Below are 22,756 nucleotides of genomic sequence, written 5' to 3' on the forward strand. Positions count from 1 at the left end.
CCAAAGTCGCCATCACCGCCGTCATGCGCAAGCTCGTCATCCTCGCCAACGCACTCCTGCGCGATGATCGAACATGGGCTCCAAAAGCCGCTTGATCACAACGGATACTCTCAGAACTGAGGCACGTTGGGGGCAAGGTCACTGTCACATCCAGGAAGCAGGAAACGACAGCTTCCGCTTCGGGAACAGCTCCGCAATACAGATCGAAATCCAAAGGAAGCTAGAACCCGTTTGACGGGCCACGAAAACCCCGCTCACATCCCCCGAATCCGGGTCACTTCTCAATGGCATTCAAGAATCTGACGCGCCCTAGTTGAGGGGAGCCCAGCGTGTGAGAAGCCGTTCGATGGCGGCCACGACAACAAACAGAACAAGAGCGAGGACTGAACAGGCAAAGACCGCAGCATAAAGAAGAGGTGAACGAAAATTATAGGTCGCTTCGAGGATCATGGAACCCAATCCATAGGACGCGCCGATCCATTCACCAATAACCGCTCCGATCACACTGGCTGGGGCGGTGACTTTAAGAGCGGAGAATATGAAGGGCAAGGAGGATGGAACCCGGACCTTCACCAGCGTCTCCATATCGCGGGCGTATAATATTTTCATGAGTTCTATTGTTTGTGGACTGACCGACTTGAGACCCCGCACCGTATTCACCAGCATGGGAAAGAAACAGACCAGGGCAACAATGGCGATTCTGGGTGTGTACCCAGTCCCGAGGATCAAGACCAGAATGGGCGCGACGGCGAGGACCGGAATAGTGTGGACAACGACGGCAAGTGGATACACGCAACGCTCCGCCAGCGGATGATGCGTAAGCCAGACCGCCACGCAGACAGCAAGCCCGTTGCCCAGTAAAAAGCCGGACAGGGCTTCGACGCAGGTTGGCCACAGATTGGCCAGAATCAGATGTTGTTGGGATATCAGCTGCCCCGCAATGACCGATGGATCCGGCGCAATATAAGCTGGAATATGAAAGAAGAGAATCGCGCCCTGCCACAGGGCGAGAAGGCAGATCGCTGTCATGACAGGGGGAAACAGAAAATACACACCCTGTTTCACTCTCTGCCGCAGACGGGCCACGGATGCGCGTTCGATCGCCATCTGCAACATCAGCATGTCTCCAGAAGCCGGCGGAGCATCGATACATACGTCATGAATGTCTGGCTTTCACAATCGTCGGCTGTTGCGCGCCGGGGAAGATCGATATCGACAATCCGCTCGATTCGTCCGGGGTTCGCCCGCAGGACCAGGACCCTCTCCCCGAGCCGGACAGCCTCGCTGATGCTGTGGGTCACGAAGATGATCGTTGCGCCGGTTTCCTGCCAGATCCGCAACACTTCACCGTTCAGCTTGTCGCGCGTGATTTCATCAAGCGCACCGAACGGCTCATCCATGAGAATGATATCAGGCTTGCAGACCAGTGCCCGGGCAATGGCCACCCGCTGTCGCATGCCGCCCGAAAGTTCGTGAGGCATGGCGTTCTGCCTGCCCTGCAAGCCCACGAGTTCGAGGAGTTCTACCGGGCTGTAATGGGCGGTCTTACTGGGAGACGACGTGCGGATTTCGAGCGGAAGGCGTACATTCTCAAGCACCGATCGCCATGGCAGCAATGTCGGATCCTGGAAAACGAAGCCAATCTGCCGATTCCGCCTGGCCTCGGCCGGCGTCCCCCCAAGAATACCGACCGTTCCGGCCTGTGGTTGAAGCAAACCCGCGATCATGCGTAACAGTGTGGACTTTCCAGATCCCGATGGTCCGATGATCGTCGTAAAGCTGGAAGCAGGCAGGGAAAGCGAGACTTCCTCCAATATGTTGGGACGTGACATATCATCGGACATTCTGGCCGAAACATGCTCCAGCCTGACAGCGGGCCCGCGGACGGCCGTTCCATCAGATCGTAAGGATGCGAGAGGATGTGTCATCCGATTTTGGGCCGCTGATCTGCTGTGGCATTCAGTATGGATAACGTCATAACATCGTCGACGGTCGGTACGTCCTGACCCGAAAATTGTCCGATGGAAGCAAACAAGCGAATTTGATCCGCCCACGTATCCTTCTTCATGGTCCCCCAGCCTTCCATTTTCGTTTGTTCATCGAACACGAACGACAGGGCCACACGGAGCGCAAACAACTCACCATTCCGATCTAGCATTGGATAGGATCTTACTAGGATATCAACGGCTTGTTCCGGATTACCCCTGGCATATGCCCACCCCCGGGCCGTTCCCCGCATGAATGCCGCGATCACCTCGGGTCTTTCCCGCAACATGGTATCTGTCGTGTAATACGGATTGGCATAAAGCTGCACGCCAGAATCCCATAGGGAAAGGGCGACTCGATCCGGTCCCAGAGGCTTGAGTTTGGTCGCATCGGTCGCCCAGGCGCTGATGGCATCAACCTGACCGTTGAAAAGCGGAGCGATATCTCCTCCCAGGGCAACGATCTGTACCTCATCTTCGGGGATGCCATTTTTTCTCATCACGGCCCGCACCAGATTGAAGCCAGGCCGGGCAATGCCGATGCGCTTGCCCCTCATATCCTGCGGGCTGCGAATCGGATTGTCAGGCAGAGAATAAAATGTCAGCGGATGACGCTGAAAGCCCGCCGCGATGCATTTAAGGGGGATATCGCCCGCGCGCGCCGCCATAAGCGTGGGACTCGACGAGAGAAGGCCCAGCGTGGCATAGCCCGAAGCGACGCTGGCAACGCCGGTATTGTGAGGACCACCCAAGGCGATACTGAATCGAATCCCTTCATCCTCATAATATCCGAGATTCTGTGCAACCACTTCCCCCAATATCCGACTATTCGCGATCCAGTCGAACTGTTCCACGACGCTGGTCATCCTCGTGGAAACCGGTGTCGCAGCATCGGCCATACCGGCACCACACGTCAGAGATGCAGTTCCGATTCCGGCGATCTTCAGAAATACGCGCCTCTGCATCGCAAGATCTTCCATGCGCTCTCCTGTCGGTATGAACAGGGAAGAACTCCCTATAGACTCACTGGCGATGGAACGATCGGCATGAAATGACCAATCCGTTGATATCCTGTCCGGCCATCCATGCTGACCGGCGGCTCACCAACCAGAGAAATACGATGCATGACCCGACGGTGGTGATAATCGGCGACAGCCAGGTGCTGCGTCGCCTCATTATCCCACACCGCGATGTCACCGGGCGCCCAGCGCCAGCGAACAGTGTTTTCCGCGACCGTAATATATTGTTGTATGATAGAAAGCATTTCGAATGATGCCGCAGCACCAAGCCCAAGTATATGGCGCAGATGATTACCCGCTATGATCGTCGGGCGCTTTGTATGGGGGTGAATACGGACCAGGGGATGAATTGCCTCGAAGGGATTGCCCGAAAATCCCGTGCCACCGAAAGGCGATTCCTCACTGGTCGGCGGCAGATCACCGTCGATGGTACGAGCGTGCGCATAACCCCATCGGTTGCTATGCACGGCCCAGGCCTTTTCAAGGAAAGCCTTGAGATGCTCGGGCATATCCATATAAGCCTTTTCGGTATTGGCCCACATGGTATCGCCACCATAAGGCGGCAATGTTATGGCCCTCAATACCGCACCGGCCGGGATCGTATCCACAAAGGTGGTATCCGTGTGCCATCGATTTGTCTTGGTAATCTTGTCTTCCGAATCCAATGCGGAAATCATTGGATGACCTTCCTTGCCGCCATGGGTCGGGTGCGCGGCTGCAATAACCTTACCCATACGCGAGGCAAAGATAACCTGGGACTCATCCGTCATATCGTGCTGATCGCGCAGGAAAATGACTTTATATTCCCATAATGCCTCTCGAAGCTTCGCGGCGAGTCCATCACTGATAGGCGCCGCCGCATTCACCCCGCGAATGATCGCGCCGATATTGCCAGTCACCCGCTCCACACGGAATTCATTGTTTGTATCAGGCATATCTTGACATCCTCATACGTAAAAGCACGCGTTTTTTTGTAAAATACATTCAGTTCCAAATGCGTCTTAAATTACCAAGAAGAAACGTTCTGAGAAATCCCGTTTCAAATGGATATGTAATTTCAAATCTGCAGCCATGATAGAGGCTTTAAACTTCCTACCCTCTACGTATTATACATGAGTTTTTCGCAACGCAAAGGAGGCATGACACAGGCGCATGAAGCTGAGATATCGAATTAACTGACTGAATATTAATGACTTATTCGGTACATCCCTACACAGTCAGCATGTTTTTATTACGAAATGATATAGTATATCGAATATGATAATAGAATCCGTCACAGGCACGTTCTGCGCTTGGGCCGATCGATCGACACTGAAGGCCCATACACCTATGAAAGTGGCGAAAACGGCAACGGAAGCATCACACAATTCTCCATTTCATCACCGAAGAACCCGGCCGAGTCTTTCGGTGGCCATATGCCAGCCTTGACGGCTTCGGCCCGGATTTCGGCCCGAGCATCCAGGCTGGCATAGGGCCATATGTGCCTGAAGCGGGGCACCCCATCGAGCGCGGACATGCAGACGGTCAGTGCCGAACACTTCAGTCGCTCCGGAAGGGCATTCCTGAAGCGCATCAATGCATTGTCCAGACATCCGGGACGCACGACATATGTCCGAATCTCATAGATTGGACCGAATGCACCGGGAAGAATCGGCGGCAGATCGGCAAGAGGCCTCCATGCTTCAAACAGCATGGATTCGATCCCGCATTCCGGCACCCTGCAACGTTCATCCGACTGAAGAGCATACCGGTCCTCAAACAGGTCGGACAGGCTTGAAAAGCCCCTGAGGATAACGACCCGATTCAGACGCCCAATCTCGCATCGCCAACATCCCAGAAGTCTATCGGCCCGTGCTGGATCAAGAAACAGATCGATCAGGGCTTCCTGCATAGCGCGGAACGCCGCCGGAACCGCGGAAATGGTGATGGTTTCATAGAACATGCATGTCCCCTTCCGCGGCAACGATACCACGACTGACGCTTCAAACATCACCCCGTTGCGTTGCCACGGCCGTCACGGCCATGAACATGACGGCTGCGAGAAAGACAATTATTGCGTCCATCAGCAGACCAATCTGATAATGACCTGACTTTTCAAGAGTAAAGGAAAAAATAGTCGGTCCGAAAAAATTTCCCAGGTTGCCCACAGAGTTAATCAGGGCAACGCCCCCGGCAACCTTGGTTCCGCGCAAACGATCTCCAGGAATGACCCAGAGCAGCCCGAGAACGATAAACAGACAGGCAATCGCGATTGTCATGAACAGGCCCTGCCACATGACATTGCCGCCCCAGGCGGTCATGAACAGACCCATACAGGATGCAATCATCGCAACAAACAGCGCGGTGCGTGGGTTTCCGGTCCTGTCCGAACGCGCCGCGCAGACAATTAGCGCCAAGGCACCCAGAATATAGGGCACTGTGACCAGGCGCATGACGGTCTGCCGGCCATAACCGACAGAGGAGACGATCTGGGGAAGCCAGAAATGAATCGTGCCGTTCACGAACGATATGCAGAAGAAGATCGCGGCCAGCCTCCAGACCGTTCCATCGGCGGCGACAGACGCAAAAACGCGAAACGACTTGCTGGAAGAGCGCAATCCGCTCTCTTGGTGTCGCAAGGCAAGATATTCACGCTCGGCCTGCGTCAGCCAGGATGCCTCTTCTATCCTGTTGGGCAGATAGCCGTACAACACGAAACCCAGCAGAATCGACGGCAAGCCTTCCAACACGAATAGCCATTGCCATCCATGCAGACCAAGTACCCCATGCAGATGAAATATCAGACCGGACATGAAAGCGGACAGCGCGCTGGACACCGGGATGACAACAATAAGATAGCTAATGACCCGACCATGCCAGTGCCGGGGAAAAGCCTGCATCAGAAAGAACAGGATGCCAGGGTAAAAACCTGCTTCTGCCACGCCCAGCACGAAGCGGCCGCAAAGCAATTCCGTACCATTGGTAACGCACGACATACTGGCCGAGATCACGCCCCAGGCGATCATGCACACCGAAAGCCATAAGCGGGCGCCAATCCGGGTCAGAAGATAATTCCCCGGTATTTCAAAAAGAAAATACCCAAGAAAGAAAATACCTGCGCCCAATCCATATATCGACGCCGAGATCTGAAGATCCCGGCGCATATCCATGGCCGCGAAGCTTATATTGACCCGATCAACATACGCAAAAAAAAACACAACGTAAGAAGAGGAACCAGCCTTATCACAAGCTTCTTCTGTAGGAGCTCATCCTGAATCATGGCGCCACATCCCTCCCGGTGGAATTCTATGTCAAAATACGGAAAGACCGAGATTTTCTCTAAGATTCGTTCCTTCATAAGCCGTACGGAACAAACCCCGACGCTGAAGCTCCGGAATCAGATGATCACAGAAATCGGGAAGGTCGGGTGGCGCGGGCGGCATGATGTTGAAGCCATCCGCGGCATGATTGACAAACCATTCCTCCATCATATCGGCGACCTGCGTGTATGTTCCCACCGGCTGCCAGTGTCCGCGTCCGCAAACAGTCTTCTGATAGAGTTCCCTGATCGTCAGATTTTCACGCCGCGCCTGTTGCACGATCACGCTCTGCCGCCCTTTTCCGCCTTCCGTTTCAGGAATATCAGGCAACGGTCCATCAAGCGGATATGATGAAAGATCGAATCCACCCAGCAACGTGGATAGCAGAGAAATGCCGACTGCGGGATGCAGCAATTCATGAAGCTGCTCGTATTTCTCGCGCGCTTCGCTTTCTGTCGCGCCCATGATGGGAGAGATTCCCGGCATGACCAGCAGGCTGTCTTCCGCACGGCCGAATTTCGGCAATCTGGATTTCAGATCGCTATAAAATTCGATCGCGTTCTCCATTTTCTGCGTCGCGGTAAAGACGACTTCCGCCGTTCGCGCCGACAGATTCTTTCCTGGCTCCGACGACCCTGCCTGCACGATGATGGGTTCGCTCTGCGCGGAGCGCGGAACATTCAACGGGCCACGAACGGAGAAAAACTCCCCGACGTGATTGAGAACATGCATTTTCTCGACGTCGATATAAAGCCCGCTTTCCTTGTCGCACAGGAATGCATCGACCTCAAAACTGCGCCACAGACCGCGGACGACATCGACAAACTCCTCGGCCCGTCGATATCTGTCTGCATGAACCGGATGTGCTCCGCCGGAAAAATTCTTCGCCTCCCCCTCGAACATCGATGTCACTACATTCCAACCGGCGCGTCCTCCGCTCACATAGTCCAGCGAGGCGAAGCTCCGTGCCAGATGGAACGGCTGCGTATAGGTTGTCGAGGCCGTCGCGATCAACCCGATCCTAGATGTATGCTGCGACAACAGGGTCAGAATAACAAGCGGATCGATCACGCCCGTCCGATCGACACGGCTGTAATACTCGAGATCTTCCCAGACATTGTTTGTATCAGCGATAAAGAGAAAATCGAAGAGACTCGCTTCCGCCTTACGCGCGATGCGAATGAAGTTCTCGCTGCTTGTCGCGCCGGCGTGCGCCGCGTCGGGATGCCGCCAGGCCCCGATATGACGGCCGGACGGCTCGAAGAACAGGCCGAGTTTCATTTTTCTTGTGCTCACGATAGCCCACCATGCTGTTCAATGTTCGATCATATTTTACGCATGCATTATCGATCCCTGCCGCTACCTTCGATCTGCCCCTGTCATCGCAGACTATATGTTGTCGCCAGGATTGGGCAATCTACCCGGCAGATAGAAGCTGATGGGCCGACGGCAAGGATGATTTCTCAGACGATGCGGTTTTTCAGTTCTTTCCCACCTTCGAGACGCGCGATATTATCCAATAGCAGGCGACCGACATTTCCTGCGTAGAACTGGCTGTCTCCGGCGTCATGGGGCGTCATCAATACGTTCGGCAGACCCCAAAGCGAGGACGTTTCCGGCAATGGCTCGACCTCGAACGTATCGAGGGCCGCCCCTCCGATTTGACCCGATCGAAGGGCATCGATCATCGCGTCTTCCTGGACGACCTTGCCTCGTGCGACATTGATCAGCCAGGCCTTCTCATTCATCGCCGCAAGAAAATCGCGTCCGACAAGCCCTTGTGTCTGCTCAGTCAACGGGCAGCTCAAGACCACGAAATCCGCGCGCGGCAGGTTCTCCGGCACCTGGTCGGGAGTGATGATTTCAATATCGGCGTCATCCTGACGCGCCACCTGCCGTTTCACGGCGGTCACGGTCATGCCCAGGAGACGGCACAAATAGGCAATCTTCTGGCCAATCTGGCCATACCCAATAACGATGACGTGCTTTCCGGACACTTCCTGCGGACGATTCACCGTATGGTAGCCAGGGGGATTCCACCGCCGGGCCTTCTGGTCGTCACGGGCTTCGAAGAGCCTGCGCGAGATGTTCAAGATGCACGCCAGAACATGCTCTGATACCGCGGCCGCGTTCGTGCCGCCGGCGCTGCACAGGGGGATACCCCGCTCCCGCAACTGAGATTGTGGGAAATGGTCCACGCCAGCGCTGATAGACTGCACGAATTTGAGGTGCGGTGCCCGTTCCAGCACGCAATTCTGCCACATCATCGAAATACACAGCACATCCACGTCCGGAAGATAGGGCAGCAACTCTTCCATTGAGAACGCATGCGCGTGGATCACATCGTGACCTTGCGCCGCCAAGGCGGCACGTATGTCATAAATCGGATGCGCCGAAATAATCCGCGGTCTCGTGTTCCGCCACAGTGACGTCATGTTCGATATTCCGTTTTATGTATCCGTTTCTACCGGCGGCAATGACGCATGCCCGATGATCCACGCCCGGTCCGTGTCCTGGCGCCGGCCCAGCACCCATCCGTGTTTCCCATCCCTCACAACCGCCGTACCACGAAAGCCAAAAAACCGCTCTCTGACCGGGCCCCGGCAGCATCCGAGTGCTTTGGCCAGGTCGCTCTGTCACCCTCTCCATTTGCCTGTCATCCTGCGGGTCCGGCAGCCCGGAAAGCCGGCTGGGAGAGGAAAAGAGGCCGCATTCGACTTTCAAAACATACGATATTTCGAACCGACAGATAGCGGAAATTGAGCTTCATCTATTGATTTCCATATGATAAAATGTCGTCTTCAATTCATGGTGATTATAGATGAACCTGCGCCAGCTTGAGATCCTTCGTGCGATCGTACGGTATAATACGACAGTCGCAGCTGGTCAGGCCCTGGGGCTTTCGCAGCCGGCCGTAAGTAACGCCCTGAAAACAATGGAAGAGCAGGTTGGCTTTGCCCTCTTCCAACGCGTGAACAACCGTATCTATCCCACCGCCGAGACCAAGATCCTTCTGGCCGACGCGGAATCCATTTTCGAGATCCACAAAAGGCTTGAAAGCCGGATCAAGGATCTGCGCGATAATCGGGCGGGGCAATTACGGGTCGTCGCGACCCCGCCTCTGGGATACGGCGTTATTACAAAATCCATTCGCGAGATCCAGATCCGTCGCCCTCGCGTTCGCACGTTTTTCGACGTACGACGTTACGAGGAAATCATCGAAATCATCGAAACCAACCAGGCGGAGCTCGGCTTCATCATGGGTTTCGCGGAGCATCCCGGCATTCGATCCGAAATCATGTTCGAAGGCGAGATGATCTGCGTCATGCAGCCCGATCATCCGTTAACGAATAATACAACGGTTACGCCACATGATCTTCTGAAACATCGATTTATCGCGCTGGAACATGGCACGAAACTGGGCGTCGCGTTACGGCATGCATTTGACGAAGCCGGCGTCGATCTGAACTTCGCGGTAGAAGTGCGCTATGGCCTGACGGCCTGCGTGCTGGCGGATGCCGGCGTCGGTGTGGCGGTGGTGGACCCGCTGACGGCATCATCCGCGGGCCGGTTTTCACTGGTCAGCCGCCCGTTCACGCCACGCATTCCCGTTGCGGCGTCGGTCGTGTGGGCCGAAAATCGATCACTGACCAGGCTGGCCCACACATTTCTGAATGAAGTCCGGATTCATCTGCAAGAGCAGGCCGTGTAATCCGGCCCTGCCGTGGAAAACCTGCAGCCTCAGACTAACGCCGGATGCGTCATGAACTGCGCCGGCATTCCCTGAGGCATGTCCTGCGTCGCGCCATCTCGCATGACGGCATGACCGCGAATGATTGTCATGACAGGCCATCCGGTACATTCGTGACCGTCGAATGGCGTCCACCCGCACGGAGACGCAATCCAGTCTGCCGTGATGGTCTGCCGCCGCTGCACGTCGACGATCGTAAAATCGGCATCATTTCCGACCGCGATCTGTCCTTTGTGACGCAGACCATACACCCGCGCCGGTCCTGAAGCCATCAGCTGCACCATTCGCTCGAGTCCGAGCCGTCCGGCAGACACATGATTCAACATGACGGGCACCAGGGTCTGCACACCTGTCAGCCCCGCCGCAGTCCGAGGCCACGGACGCTCCTTGGCCTGACGACTATGCGGTGCGTGATCCGACCCGATACAGTCAACAAGACCGTCGCGCACCGCACGCCATGCAGCATCATAATGACGGCGATCGCGAATAGGCGGATTCATGATCGCGAAGCCACCATGAGTATCGTAGATATCCGGCGCTACATGCGTCAGATGATTGACCAGAAGCTCGGTCGTCACCAGATCCCGATAGCCGCGCAGATAGTGCAGTTCCTCCTCCGTCGAGACATGCAGGATATGGATCGGCCGCCCGGTTCTGCGCGATAGTGCCGCGAGGCGCCTTGTGCCAAGGAGTGCACATTCAACATCATGCCATTCCGCATGCAGACGGTATGGCTGCCCATCGGAGAAGAGCGCACGCCTCTCGCGCAGCCGGTCTTCATCCTCCGAATGAAAGCAGATCCGCCGACGCCCATGGCGCATGATTCGTTCGACATTCTCGTCATCATCGACGAGCAGCTCACCTTGCGCCGAACCGAGAAACAATTTAATGGCGCAGACGTTTTCCTGCCTCTCCAGAGTTTCCAGCTCCAGAAAATTATACTTCGTGGCACCGATATAAAGGCCGACATCACACCAGATCTTGCCTGACATCGCCGCCAGCTTACCATCGAGTCGCGCTCGATCGATAACAGGTTCCGTCGTATTGGGCATATCGAACAAGGTCGTTATGCCCCCAAGGACAGCCCCCCGCGTGCCATCGTAAAAATTTTCCACGGCGGGGTCTCCGGGATCGCGGAGATGTACGTGCGGGTCGATCAATCCCGGAAGAATCATCAGATGCGAACAATCGATACTCTGCCCGGCATCCGCCGCACCGAGGTCGCCAATCGTCACGATCCTGCCGCCACGACAACCAATATCAGCCTGCTGACGGCCGTGGTCGAAGACAACCGTCCCGTTCCGCAGGATGAGATCAAAATATTCCATCGCGCTTCCAAACATCTACAGTACAATAGGCGATTTTTCCCTATTCCACCGTCGTTCGTGACCCTTTCCGGTATTGTCTACCACGCATGATCGATGCGCTAATTAGGAACGATAGTCGGACCCCTCGTTTTTGATCAGACGCAGACAGGCATTCCATGCCATTTTTTCGATGTGAATCTGCTTGGGTGACACCGCCTGGGTACCCAGTCGCGCCTGAATGGCCTCTGGCGGCACCACCAGTTCCGGATTTCCTGCCAGCGCCGCGATCTGGATCTCGCATGCGCGTTCCAAGTTATAGACACGGTTCATGGCCTCCGCAGCATTTTCGCCGACCACGATCAGTCCGTGATTGCGCAGGATCACTGCTTTATTGTCGGCAACGTCCCGCACGAGGCTGACACGTTCCTCTTTCGACAGCACAAAGCCCTCGAACTCATGATAGCCGATCGCTCCATGAAACATCATGGCCTGCTGGCTGATCGGCAACAGGCCATGCCGTTGGGCCGAAACGGCAGCCCCCGCCTTCGTGTGCGTGTGGATAACAAAGCCGACATGCGGAAGAGCCTCATGGATCGCACTGTGGATATTGCATCCCGCGTCATTGATCTCGGCATCGGCATATTGGCTGGTGGGCACGCCGCTTTCATCGATTTCAATCAGGCTCGACGCGGTGACCTCGTCGAACAGCAGATTATAGCGGTTGATCAGCAGCAGGTCTTCGCGATCCTTTAACCGTGCTGATGCATGCGTATGAATCAGGTCGGTCATCCGGAAATGTGCAAGGATGCGGAAAATCGCCGCCAGCTCCTGACGCGTTGTCAGATTGGTCTGATCTGTCGGCAAATTGTTCCAAGTCATGAAAGAATCCTCCAGCTTTCAAAGCACTCTTTACGCGCGGACGCGATATGCGGCATGTCCGACGGCAGCGGATTCGGCCATCCGAGCATCTGCCGTCACATCTCTGCCGAGACCGAGAACATAGCAGCAAAACCAGAGCCCACAATATAGAGCGGTGTGCCCCCAGCGACCGAGGTACCATTTAAACCCTGGGTGGTCTTGGCATTGAATTGGGTGCTGTAAATACCAGCCAGATAATGATTATTCGTCAAATTCACAAAATTCAGCTGAAGCTTGGGTGCCTTCACGCGGCCCATATCGTGGAAACGATAGCCGAGAGACATATCGACCGTCTTGTAGCCCGGCAGTCTCTCATCGTTCATGAAGGTCGAGAATTGGCTGGAAACGTAATGCATCTGGATATTCCCGAACAGACGGCTATCGTCGTACGTCACGCCGATATTACCAGTCCATGTCGGCGACCCTGTTGCGGTTTTCCCTTTGGTTGGCAGAACGGTTCCTGTCGTTGGAATGTTGTTGTCGATCGTGGCATGCAGATATTCACCTGATACGAACAGGGAGAAATGATGGAACGGCGTCGTCCCGACGGACGCATCCGCACCGCGGCTGGTCTGCCCACCGGCATTGACATATTGGGTGACCAGGGCGTTATTCTGGCTGACCACCGTTTGAACCTGGCGATTCGTGAAGTTATAGTTGAACAGTGTCAACTGTGCATTCACCAGGCGGCCGGTATAACGATAGCCCAACTCTTCGATGATTGATGTCTCGATCTTCTGATCGCGCGAGGCGCGTCCGGTGATCTTGCCAGTCGTCGCACTGACAGAGTCCGCAATCTGGCTTGGATCCGGCACGCGGGAATTCACGCCGGCATCGAGGAAGATCTCGTGCTGGTCGTTGAAGTCGTAACGCGCACCCAGGCTCGGCATCGGCGCTGTCTGATTGTTATTGACGTTGTAAGTCATACCCGGAATTCGGTTGAAATCCTGAGCGCGGTAGAACATATATTTGAAACCGGCCTCCAGCGCGAGACGGTGGTTCAGGTAGGACGCCCGATCACCCAGGAAGATCTGGTTCGTCTGGATACGATTGAGGACATCGGACGTCGTATAGAGCCTGCCGTCGGGCAAGTAGACAGCAGAGGAACTCGCACCCCACAGGCTTTTGGGAGAACCCGACGCGGTCAGGTAGTTAAACTGCCCACGCGATGTCTGCTCGGTATAGGCATACCAGTCACCGAAGATCAGCTTATGATGCTTGCCCAGACTCCATGCCACGCTGGCATTGATACCTGAACGCATGAACAGTGCGGGCGCATTGGAATAAAGCGTCGCGGAATTGGGTGTAGTTCCATTCCCCGTGATCAGCGACAGGCCGCTGATCTTCTCCGTTCCGTAATAGGCAGACGATGTGGACAGCACTGACCCACCCGGGCTTGCCGCCCGAGCATAATACAGATAGGGATCGGCCTCGATAACCAGATTATCCGTTACAACGAATTTCTGGTTCAACGTGGCAAACATGCCCTCATAGACATTCTGGTGCAGCTTATAATAGTTCGTGTCGCCGTTTGTGAATTTTGACGTATAATTATAATTTTTTCCGAACTGTTCCCAGGATGCCATGCTGGGTGGGCGTTCGAGTTGGAAGTTCAGCTTCGTCCACTCGACGGCCAATGTGGTCTGGCTGCCGTTATGCCAGTCCTTGATCCACTTCGTATCAATATGCTCACGCCAGTTACGGCCGGGGCCGCGCCAGTCGTCGCCAAGAAAATTGGAATACGACACGAAACCACGCAGACCGGTGTTGCCGATGTCGCCCGTTTCGAAGCGGCCAAACACCTGCCTCGTATTGTAGGACCCGTAGGTGACATTCACATACCCACCCATCTTGTGGGCGGGGTTGTGCAGCGCCATGCGGATCGACCCAGCCGCGCCGTTCGAGCCCGGCAGGTCGAAATTACTCGCTCCGGGGCTCAGACGGACCTCCTCAAGGTTCAGGCCGTCCACGACTTCCTGCGGAAAGAAGGTACCATCATTGGTGATAGGCGAGTTTTCGTACAGCCAGATGATCTCGTTGTTATTCAGACCCCGCACCGTGATGTTACCGGGCTCCACGCCATACGGGTCCTGGCTGGCCACCACGGCCCCGGGCTGCATTGCCATCAGCTGCTCCGGATTGGCACTCGCGGGGCGGGTCAGGATGTAGGCCCGCGACGCCGCCACCGACGATTTGACATCCTTGGTCATGGACAGCAGGCCGCCGCCACTGTTGCGGCGCGTGGATCCCGTCACCGACAGATCCTCCCCCTCCACGACTGGATCGGGTTTCCGGTTTTTGGACGCCGCCGCACCCCCATGCGCCGACGCACCTCCCTTCGCCTTGGTTCCACCTTTCGCCTTCATTTGCGCCGTGGGTGAAGGCGATGGATCCGCTGCGACGGCAACGGATCCACCAGCCATGCCGACCGCCAGCACCGTCGTGGAGAGAAGTAGCATCCGCACAATCAAAAAATGCGACACGGCACCGCGCCCCTTTACTTATTAGATGAATCTCAGCCTGTTCTCATGACGAACAGGCGATCGATTCTCTGTTTCAACCAATCATTTTCGCCTAGAATACCGGGAAAAATCGGAATGTATGTTCCGAATCCGAGATGATATGTAAGCATGCTCGGATCAGCGCGAGCAATTATATTAACTATCACTATATCGGCCACACTATACTAACGAGTGATAGACCCCGACGCCTTGGATGCCATCCGTAAGGAAAAATCCAGTCTTAGTGCATATTTGACCTTGATTTCCCTGGTGAAAACCACGGCTTTCACGGTGCTTTAACTCCGCGATGGAGTTCGATAGGCTTCTTGTCAGGACGAAGCGTTATGGCCTCTTGCGTGGCCCAGGATATCAGGCACAGACTGGAGACCGACTTCAGGCAGGCAACGTCGCGGGGACTGTCGTCCGGTGCCACGACGAAACCGTTTCTGAACAAGTCTTTATTCTCGATATTTTGTTCTCTTTCGAACTCCCTGACTGGCCGCATAAGGGCAATCGGCGCCGCGAACGATTTTTTTTGGATGGATGGAATCATGATACTGATCAGAGGCGGACACATTCTGATTGACGCCACGACAATCGTTTCGGATTCTGCGGTCTGTGTCTCCGACACGCAGATTCAGGAAATCGGTTCCTGGACAACCATGCGTGCCAAGTATCCCGATGCCGAAGTCATCGGCGGTCCGGAATCCATCGTGATGCCGGGGCTGATCGATGCCCATTCGCACGGACGGGGCCTGTCGCCGATCCAGAAGGGCGTTCTATACGATTATCTGGAAAACGCTTTCCTGGACTGGTCGTCTATGGTCTATCTGCCCAATGACCTGTGTGCGGCGCTGTCGGCCGTCCGCCACCTGCGCATGGGCTGTACCAGCATCCACCATACCGGCTGGAACGACGAAGGCCCCAGGGCGCTCGAAAATGCCCGCCTGGCGATCGAAAGCTACCGGCGATCAGGCATTCGGCTGGCCTATTCGCCCGCCGTCCGGGACCGGAACCGCTTCTGCATCGACGAGGCCGAGTTCCTGAAAACTCTGCCCTCCGAGCTTCATGCGTTCGTGGCGCCCATGACCCGGTACGATGCCCGGAAGATCGCCGACGACTATATGGCCCTGTTCGACACGCTGAAGCAGTCGGAAGACGGTCCTATGAGCCGCGTGCTGCACGGGCCATCCTGGGCCCATGGCACGACGGACGAATTCTTCACGCGTATTCGTGACAGCGCCAACGCGGGCGGCGGAACGCCTATCCACATTCATACGTTGCAGACCCCCCATCAACGCGCGTGGAGCATCAAGACGTTCGGCTGCTCGCTTGTCGAACATCTGGACCGGCTTGGGGTGCTCGGCCCGAACACGACGCTGGGTCATGCGGTCTGGCTTTCGGAACGCGACATCGAGATTATGGCGGACCGGGGCGCCAGCACGACTCATCATGCATCGTGCAATCTTCATGTCCGCAACGGCATTTCTCCGATCTGGTACATGATGCAGAAGGGTATCAATGTCGCCCTGGGGCTCGACGACAAGTCGCTGAACGACGATGACGACCCGTTCATGGAACTGCGGATGTCGGCCATGCTCTCACGCGTGCCGGGCTTCGACCTGGGTACGATGCCGCCACTGACCTCCGCACAGATCCTGTCGATGGGCACGACCAACGCCGCGCGTACACTGGGCTTCGTTCCGCAGCACGGAACACTGCATGCCAACGCGCCGGCCGATGTCATCGTGCTCGACTCCGCATCCATGCTGCACGATCCCTGGACATCGGACAGGTTGGCGATTTCCGACCTCCTCCTGTGGCGTGCCAAGGGACAGGACGTGACGGACGTCGTGGTGGATGGACGTGTGGTGATCTGCAACCGCCAGTTCAAGACGTTGGATGTCGAAGCATTGTACGCGGAAATCCGGCACTATGTGAAGCATCACGAGGCCAAGGCGGCGACGCCCGAGCGGACGGCGGGTCTCCAGGCCCTTCGGCCCTATTTCCACGCGTGGCATCGAAACATGCTCTCTTACCTGGACGTCACCGAACCGTTCTATCGCGTGAATGGACGCATCTGATATCGTGGCGCACAGTGACGCACCAGCCGCGTACGGACCGCTGGACGTCCTGCCACAAACCGGGCGTAGTGTGACCCAAGGGACAGCAGGCCGGCAGACGCGCCGGCGCAGAACTTGCAATCTATCGGAGGATCCATGATTCGTCGTCGCTCCCTGATGATCGGCACAATGGCCAGCGTGGCCTGCATGCCGTTTCGCGCGGCGCTGGCGGCTGCGCCCACGCTCGATGAGATCCGCAAGCAGGGGTATATGCGGATCGCGACGACGGGCGCGGATGCTCCCTATAATTTCGTCGGTCCGGATGGCGCTCTTGCCGGGTTCGATATCGACTGGTCGCGGCTGATCTGTTCGGGCCTGGGGGTGGAAAGTAGGTTTTCGTACCTTTCCTGGAATGGCATCCTGCCCGGCCTGATGGCAGGCCAATACGACGGCGTGATGAGCGCGGTGCGCATCACGCCCGAGCGCGCGGCAAACTTTACGTTTTCCATCCCCTATACGTCGGATTCGGTCGCCGTGATGGTCCGTCAGGACAATACGGCCATCAAGGAAATCGAAGATCTGCGCGGTCTCGTCGTGGGCACGGCGTCCGGCAGCATCTTGGAGGCAACGGCCGAGACTATGGCCCGTGCCGGAACATTGCGGTCCTATCCCGGCTTGCCGAACATCATAATGGATCTGATGGCCGGCAGACTGGACGCGGGCGTGGTGGGCCGGGCCGGGGCACTGTATGCAATCAAGACGCAACAGCTTCCCCTGAAGGTCGTCGGGCGTTCGATCAACCCGCAGCCGATCGCCATGATCTTGCCGAGAGGCGCAACGGAACTGGCCGAGGCGGTCTCCCGCCAGATCAAGGCACGGCAGGATGACGGTCAGGCCAAGATTCTGTCTGAACGCTGGTTTGGGAATTGAGCAACAGAGAATGATTGACTGGCACTTTATCGCGATCATCATGCCTCGCCTGCTGCGTGCATGCGGCCAGACCATGGGAATCAGCCTGTGTTCACTCTCCCTGGCCACCATTCTCGGCCTTAGCGTCGCATTGCTGCGCCTTTCACCGATTCGGGTGCTGGGCACGGCGGCCTGGACATATGTCTGGCTTGTACGCGGCACGCCGCTTTTGCTACAATTGTTCGCACTTTATTATGCCGTGCCGCTCACGGGGCTCAGACTGGATCCGTGGCTGGCTGGCGTGCTCGCACTGGGCTTCAATTCCGCAGCCTATTTTTCCGAAATCTTTCGCGCCGCGATCCAGTCCATTCCCCCCGGGCAATCAGAGGCCGCGATCGCCATCGGCATGGGACCGGCCACGACTCTATGGAAGATCGTGCTTCCTCAGGCGCTACGGCCTGCATTACCGCCCTATATTGGCCAGGCTATCACGCTGATCAAGAATTCCTCCCTGGTTTCCGTGATTGCCGTACCGGACCTCATGCAGACGGCTCAAAGCATTTATTCCGTGACCTTCAAGGTGGTGGAGGTCATGCTCGCGACGGGCGTGCTGTATCTTTTCATGACCACCCTGCTCCAAATCGCCCAGACATGGCTGGAACGCCGCCTTAATTACTATACGGTAAAATGATATGAGCATTGTCACCTTCCGGAATGTCGGCAAGACGTTCGGATCGCGCCCGGTGCTGCAGGACGTGTCGCTCGACATCGAAGAAGGACAGGTCGCGGCACTTATCGGTCCATCAGGCGCGGGAAAATCGACCCTGTTGCGCTGCGTAAACCAGTTGGAGCGGCATTCTGCCGGCGAAATCAGCGTCGACGGGCTGGTGATCGGCACGCATACCCGCAGCCGCGATCTGACTGCCTTGCGCCGCCGGGTCGGCATGGTATTCCAGTCCTTTAACCTCTGGCCGCATCTGTCCGCGTTAGAAAACGTGATGATCGGCCCCACATCGATCTTGAAAACGCCCCTGTCCCAGGCGCGGCGGCAGGCGGAGCATCTGCTGGACCAGGTCGGCCTCGCCGCGCACATGGCAAAATATCCCGGACAATTGTCGGGCGGCCAGCAACAGCGTGTCGCGATCGCACGCGCCCTGGCCATGGAACCGCGCGTGATGCTGTTCGACGAGGCGACCAGCGCCCTGGATCCGGAGATGGTGCAGGAGGTCCTCGGCGTCATGGAACGGCTGGCGGCCGCCGGCACCACCATGCTGGTCGTTACCCATGAAATGAGCTTCGCCCGCCGCGTCGCGGATCGTATTATTTTTATGGCCGACGGCCAGATTGTTGAGGACGCGATGCCCGAGGATTTCTTTTCGGCTCCCAGGGAAGCCCGTAGCCGGGCATTCCTCGAACGGGCTCACCTTTCATGAGCCGCATTGAAGCCATCGATGGCCTGATGTTTCGACTTCCTTCGTCCCGAACCGGAATGGCGAGGAACGAGGAGTGTTTCCTGCTGCGCATCGTCACCGAAGATGGACGCGAAGGCTGGGGCGAGGCCCATGGAAGCCCCTACCTGTCTCGTGCCGTCGTCGATGCGCCCCTGACACATGTGACGTGCCAGGGTTTACGCTCCATTCTTCTGGGACAAGATACGACGGATATTCCAGCGCTGCGCCGGCGAATGGAAAAAGGGACGCAATGGATCGGCCGGGATGGCGTGGTCATGCAGACCATCGCTGCGGCTGAACTGGCGCTCTGGGATCTGGCCGGCCAGCGTGCCGACCTGCCTGTCTCCCGCCTGCTGGCCAGGGATGCGCGCGACAGCATGCCCTGTTATGCAAGCGATAAAGTCGCGGCGACGCCTGAACTGACCGCACGGCGCATCATGGCCGAACGGAAACTGGGCTTCAGGGCGCACAAGCTGGGCTGGCCCCCTTTCGGCCAATCCGAAGCCGGTGACGTAGCCTTCCTCGAAGCCGCCCGTGACGTAGCGCCCGACGCCACGCTGATGGTCGATGCCGCGCAGGCTTTCGACGAACAGACCGCCCTTTCGCGCGCCCGCGCTTTTGCCCGCTTCGACCTGGGATGGATCGAGGAGCCTCTGGACCGTGACGATCTGCTGGGGCAGGCGCGCCTGAAGGTCGCCAGCCCTGTGCCCATTGCGTCGGGCGAAGGCGAATGCGGCCTGCCCGGCCTGATGCGCATCGCTCCCCTGGTCGACATTCTGCAGGCCGATATTACCCGCTGCGGCATTCTAGCCGCCCGGGACGCTGCATGCCACGTTCCACGCGTCTGCAGCCACTCCTTTACCACCCCCCTGAACGTCGTGATGCACACGCACTGGCTGGCAGCGACTCCGAACAGTTGGTTCGTGGAATGGCCCGTCTCCAAATTTGCGATCTGGGAGGCCTATTTCACCGATGTGACGGCACATCGCCATGGCGTCGTCACCCTTCCCGACATCCCTGGCTGGGGGATCCGGCCCGACCTCACGGCGCTGTCGGAATTCCTGATACCATATCAGAACGGATTATGACCGGATGGCGCCGCTCTCCGAGAGCGGTGCGCACAGGATTTGTTACTTCCGGGTCGGATTCTTCCGGGCGGATGATGGCGGCGGCGATCAGCTTGATCGAACGTACTGCAGACAGGCCTTGGCCAGGGCATCGGTGGAATCGATATAAGAGATGAGTTCACCGATCACGTCGCGGATCAGTGGCAGTTCCGTGCATCCCAGGATAACCACTCCCGCCCCGCGCGCCTTCAGATCGCGCACGACCGTAAGAACCTGCACCCTGGCTGCCGCGATCTCCCCGGCCTTGATCAGCCTGATCACCTCATTAACCACCGCCTGTTCTTCATCGGTCGGAACCATCAACCGATAGCCCGCCCGCGCCAGGCGTTCTTCGTAGAAGCGTGAGCGAAGCGTTCCCGCGGTTGCCATGATCGCGACATCGCGCTCGGACAGACCAGGGAAACAATCCAGTTCCTGACAGACAGCATCGACAATATGCAGAACCGGAATCGTCACGCTGCCCGCGATCTGTTCATAGAAATGATGGGCGGTATTGCAGGGAATAACCAGGGCCGTCGCCCCGGCTTCTTCAAGCCGGGCCGCGTGATCGCACAACATCCGCACCGGAGAGGGCGCCATCGCATCAATGATTGCCCGGCTGCGATCAGGAATCGTGGGATCCGAAAAGATCAGCAACGGCACGTGATCCTGATCGCAGGAGGCCGTCGTGGAACAGATCACCTGCTGCATGAAATCGACGGTGGCCGCCGGCCCCATCCCGCCGAGAACGCCAACCAGCTTAGGAGGCAGATGCACGACCGTGTCTTCTTTTCAGAATGCATCGACCAATCGCCGCAGACACCGCCGACCCCACCGGATCGATAACGGGAATGGATAGCCTGTCCTCCAGCGGTTCGCGAAAGTGCGACATGCTCGCACAACCTGTCACGACGATGTCGGCCCCAAGATCCACCAATTCCCGTCCTGCGCGAACCATACGGTCCAGCAATTCGGGCGACGTGGCCTCTACCGCATTGGAATCGATGCCGCGACTGCCGACATACCGGCCCGCAACCCCCATCATCCTGACTTTCCGACGCTGCCGTCGGGTCGAGAATATCGACAGCGAGATGATCCCGAACTGATCCCCGTCTGTCATGGCTTGGAAGATAGCGTTTTCGCCGCATCCGATGACGATCGCATCATCGAATTTCTCCCGCGCACCAAGCAGGCCGGGGTCACTGAAACATGCGATGATATAGGCGCTGGCTTTCTCGCGCGCCATGGTCGCCTGGACCATCGGGCCGATGACATCGGCATCCGTCTGGTAGGACACCCCGGGCGGCGCCCCCGGCGTGCCGCAGACATCGATCGTAAAATCGCCATAGCGGCGAAACGGCTCGACCTCCCGGTCGATCGCCTCCGTCACGCAATCGGACGAGTTCGGATTGATGACCAATATTCTATCGCGATCGGACATGACACTCTCCTTCACAGCTTGCAGCCACACTGTACGGAACGGCCAAAACCGGCCGCCGGTGTCATTTCCTTATAACAACGCCCGTCTGTTCCGTTATCAGCGAATACCACTGCGGGCGGCGATGGGCCTCGAAATTGAACATCTTGGACTTGCCTTGCTGGCACAAATCCAGATCGCAGTCAGCGACAATCACTTCGTCTTCCAGAGTCTTGGTCTCGACGACGATGCAACCGTTGGGATCGACAATACAGGACCCGCCGATCAGGCCCGAACCATCTTCACTGCCCGCTTTCGCCACCGCAACCGCCCAGCACGCGTTCATATACGCGTTGGCCTGCACGACGAGCTGGGCATGGAATGTCCTGAGCTCGGCGCTTTCGGTATCGCCGCCATTCGGATCGTAGGCGGCTGAATTATATCCGACGCACAACAATTCCATTCCCTGCATCGCCAGGCATCGCCAGGCTTCCGGCCAGCGCCTATCATTGCAGATCAGCATGCCGATAATCGCTTCGTCCAAAGACGGCCCGGCATGTGTGACAGGAAAGCCCATGTCCCCGTACTCGAAATAGCGCTTTTCCAGCTGCTGGTAGAGGGCGCCTTCACGCGGCTCCACCGATCCTGGCAGGTGAACCTTGCGATATTTTCCTATAATTTCACCCTCTGGGCTGACCAGAATCGATGAATTGAAGCGTTGCCCTTCAGGAGACATTTCGGCGTAGCCGATATAAAATCCGATCCCAAGCTCCTTCGCCCTGTCGAAAAGGGGCTGGACATTGGGATTGGGCATAGAATACTCAAAATAACTGTCCAGGATGTCCCCGTCCATCAACCAGCGGGGAAAGAACGTCGTCAGCGCAAGCTCGGGAAACACCGCCAGCTTCGCACCGCGTTCAGCAGCTTTCTCCAGCAGCGCAATCAATCGACACAGGGTTTCTGCCCTGGCTTCCCGCTTTGGAATGGGCCCCATCTGGGCCGCAGCGATTCGGATAACGCGGCTCATTCT

Annotated in this window: 21 protein-coding genes; 6 read left to right on the forward strand and 15 right to left on the reverse strand. The window is 57.0% G+C overall.

Annotated elements, in window-relative coordinates; all coding sequences use genetic code 11:
* Window positions 1-309 precede the first annotated feature (309 nt).
* The 8 genes from HLH35_RS15825 to HLH35_RS15860 form a co-directional block, all read right to left on the reverse strand.
* Complete coding sequence (locus HLH35_RS15825) at window positions 310-1,116, reverse strand: ABC transporter permease (RefSeq protein WP_182980069.1); 807 nt, start codon at window positions 1,114-1,116, stop codon at window positions 310-312.
* On the reverse strand, window positions 1,116-1,844 hold the full coding sequence (locus HLH35_RS15830) for an ABC transporter ATP-binding protein (RefSeq protein ID WP_220790721.1): 729 nt from the start codon (window positions 1,842-1,844) through the stop codon (window positions 1,116-1,118). Before HLH35_RS15830 ends, HLH35_RS15825 begins: the two co-directional genes overlap by 1 nt.
* Window positions 1,845-1,924: 80 nt before the next feature.
* Complete coding sequence (locus HLH35_RS15835) at window positions 1,925-2,965, reverse strand: ABC transporter substrate-binding protein (protein ID WP_220790722.1); 1,041 nt, start codon at window positions 2,963-2,965, stop codon at window positions 1,925-1,927.
* Window positions 2,966-3,000: 35 nt separating this feature from the next.
* Window positions 3,001-3,939, reverse strand: a complete 939-nt coding sequence (locus HLH35_RS15840) for a TauD/TfdA dioxygenase family protein (protein WP_182980071.1) — start codon at window positions 3,937-3,939, stop codon at window positions 3,001-3,003.
* Between the two features lie 392 nt (window positions 3,940-4,331).
* Complete coding sequence (locus tag HLH35_RS15845; protein ID WP_182980072.1) at window positions 4,332-4,946, reverse strand: NIPSNAP family protein; 615 nt, start codon at window positions 4,944-4,946, stop codon at window positions 4,332-4,334.
* A 40-nt stretch (window positions 4,947-4,986) separates the two neighbouring features.
* Entirely contained in the window at window positions 4,987-6,201 is a 1,215-nt protein-coding gene (locus tag HLH35_RS15850) for an MFS transporter (protein ID WP_182980073.1), read from the reverse strand.
* 93 nt (window positions 6,202-6,294) lie between these two features.
* Window positions 6,295-7,599, reverse strand: a complete 1,305-nt coding sequence (locus HLH35_RS15855) for an LLM class flavin-dependent oxidoreductase (protein ID WP_338029372.1) — start codon at window positions 7,597-7,599, stop codon at window positions 6,295-6,297.
* Between the two features lie 167 nt (window positions 7,600-7,766).
* Window positions 7,767-8,738 carry a D-2-hydroxyacid dehydrogenase gene (locus tag HLH35_RS15860; RefSeq protein WP_182980074.1) on the reverse strand — a complete coding sequence of 324 codons (972 nt, stop codon included), beginning with the start codon at window positions 8,736-8,738 and terminating at the stop codon, window positions 7,767-7,769.
* 386 nt (window positions 8,739-9,124) lie between these two features.
* Here HLH35_RS15860 and HLH35_RS15865 point away from each other — a divergent pair, with 386 nt between their 5' ends.
* A complete protein-coding gene (locus tag HLH35_RS15865) occupies window positions 9,125-10,015 on the forward strand; it encodes a LysR family transcriptional regulator (protein ID WP_182980075.1) in 891 nt (296 codons plus the stop codon).
* Between the two features lie 29 nt (window positions 10,016-10,044).
* On the opposite strand, the gene HLH35_RS15870 is transcribed toward HLH35_RS15865, so the two are convergent.
* From HLH35_RS15870 to HLH35_RS15885, 4 genes are all read right to left on the reverse strand, one after another.
* Window positions 10,045-11,382, reverse strand: coding sequence for a dihydroorotase (locus HLH35_RS15870; RefSeq protein ID WP_182980076.1), 1,338 nt, complete (start codon window positions 11,380-11,382; stop codon window positions 10,045-10,047).
* Between the two features lie 102 nt (window positions 11,383-11,484).
* Window positions 11,485-12,240: a class II aldolase/adducin family protein gene (locus HLH35_RS15875; protein ID WP_182980077.1), complete on the reverse strand. Its 756-nt coding sequence runs from the start codon at window positions 12,238-12,240 to the stop codon at window positions 11,485-11,487.
* A 95-nt stretch (window positions 12,241-12,335) separates the two neighbouring features.
* Window positions 12,336-14,762 carry a TonB-dependent receptor domain-containing protein gene (locus HLH35_RS20330; protein WP_182980078.1) on the reverse strand — a complete coding sequence of 809 codons (2,427 nt, stop codon included), beginning with the start codon at window positions 14,760-14,762 and terminating at the stop codon, window positions 12,336-12,338.
* A gap of 304 nt (window positions 14,763-15,066) precedes the next feature.
* Window positions 15,067-15,333, reverse strand: a complete 267-nt coding sequence (locus tag HLH35_RS15885; protein ID WP_182980079.1) for a CBM20 domain-containing protein — start codon at window positions 15,331-15,333, stop codon at window positions 15,067-15,069.
* A 109-nt stretch (window positions 15,334-15,442) separates the two neighbouring features.
* Here HLH35_RS15885 and HLH35_RS15890 point away from each other — a divergent pair, with 109 nt between their 5' ends.
* From HLH35_RS15890 to HLH35_RS15910, 5 genes are all read left to right on the forward strand, one after another.
* Window positions 15,443-16,864 (forward strand): amidohydrolase family protein, encoded by a 1,422-nt coding sequence (locus HLH35_RS15890; protein ID WP_182980080.1) that lies wholly within the window; start codon window positions 15,443-15,445, stop codon window positions 16,862-16,864.
* 135 nt (window positions 16,865-16,999) lie between these two features.
* Window positions 17,000-17,773, forward strand: a complete 774-nt coding sequence (locus tag HLH35_RS15895) for a substrate-binding periplasmic protein (RefSeq protein WP_182980081.1) — start codon at window positions 17,000-17,002, stop codon at window positions 17,771-17,773.
* 10 nt (window positions 17,774-17,783) lie between these two features.
* Window positions 17,784-18,443 (forward strand): amino acid ABC transporter permease, encoded by a 660-nt coding sequence (locus HLH35_RS15900; protein WP_182980082.1) that lies wholly within the window; start codon window positions 17,784-17,786, stop codon window positions 18,441-18,443.
* A gap of 1 nt (window position 18,444) precedes the next feature.
* Entirely contained in the window at window positions 18,445-19,185 is a 741-nt protein-coding gene (locus HLH35_RS15905; RefSeq protein ID WP_182980083.1) for an amino acid ABC transporter ATP-binding protein, read from the forward strand.
* A gap of 56 nt (window positions 19,186-19,241) precedes the next feature.
* Window positions 19,242-20,291 carry a mandelate racemase/muconate lactonizing enzyme family protein gene (locus tag HLH35_RS15910; protein ID WP_182980084.1) on the forward strand — a complete coding sequence of 350 codons (1,050 nt, stop codon included), beginning with the start codon at window positions 19,242-19,244 and terminating at the stop codon, window positions 20,289-20,291.
* 87 nt (window positions 20,292-20,378) lie between these two features.
* Here the strand turns inward: HLH35_RS15910 and cuyB are convergent, their stop codons facing one another.
* The 3 genes from cuyB to HLH35_RS15925 all read right to left on the reverse strand — a co-directional run bounded on the left by cuyB (window position 20,379) and on the right by HLH35_RS15925 (window position 22,753).
* Window positions 20,379-21,086, reverse strand: a complete 708-nt coding sequence (gene cuyB / locus HLH35_RS15915; protein ID WP_182980085.1) for a cysteate racemase — start codon at window positions 21,084-21,086, stop codon at window positions 20,379-20,381.
* Complete coding sequence (locus HLH35_RS15920) at window positions 21,070-21,729, reverse strand: aspartate/glutamate racemase family protein (RefSeq protein ID WP_182980086.1); 660 nt, start codon at window positions 21,727-21,729, stop codon at window positions 21,070-21,072. Before HLH35_RS15920 ends, cuyB begins: the two co-directional genes overlap by 17 nt.
* 82 nt (window positions 21,730-21,811) lie before the next feature.
* Window positions 21,812-22,753 carry an N-carbamoyl-D-amino-acid hydrolase gene (locus HLH35_RS15925; RefSeq protein WP_182980087.1) on the reverse strand — a complete coding sequence of 314 codons (942 nt, stop codon included), beginning with the start codon at window positions 22,751-22,753 and terminating at the stop codon, window positions 21,812-21,814.
* Window positions 22,754-22,756: the final 3 nt, after the last annotated feature.

The sequence above is a fragment of the Gluconacetobacter asukensis genome, from assembly GCF_014174375.1.
Lineage (GTDB): Bacteria > Pseudomonadota > Alphaproteobacteria > Acetobacterales > Acetobacteraceae > Gluconacetobacter > Gluconacetobacter asukensis.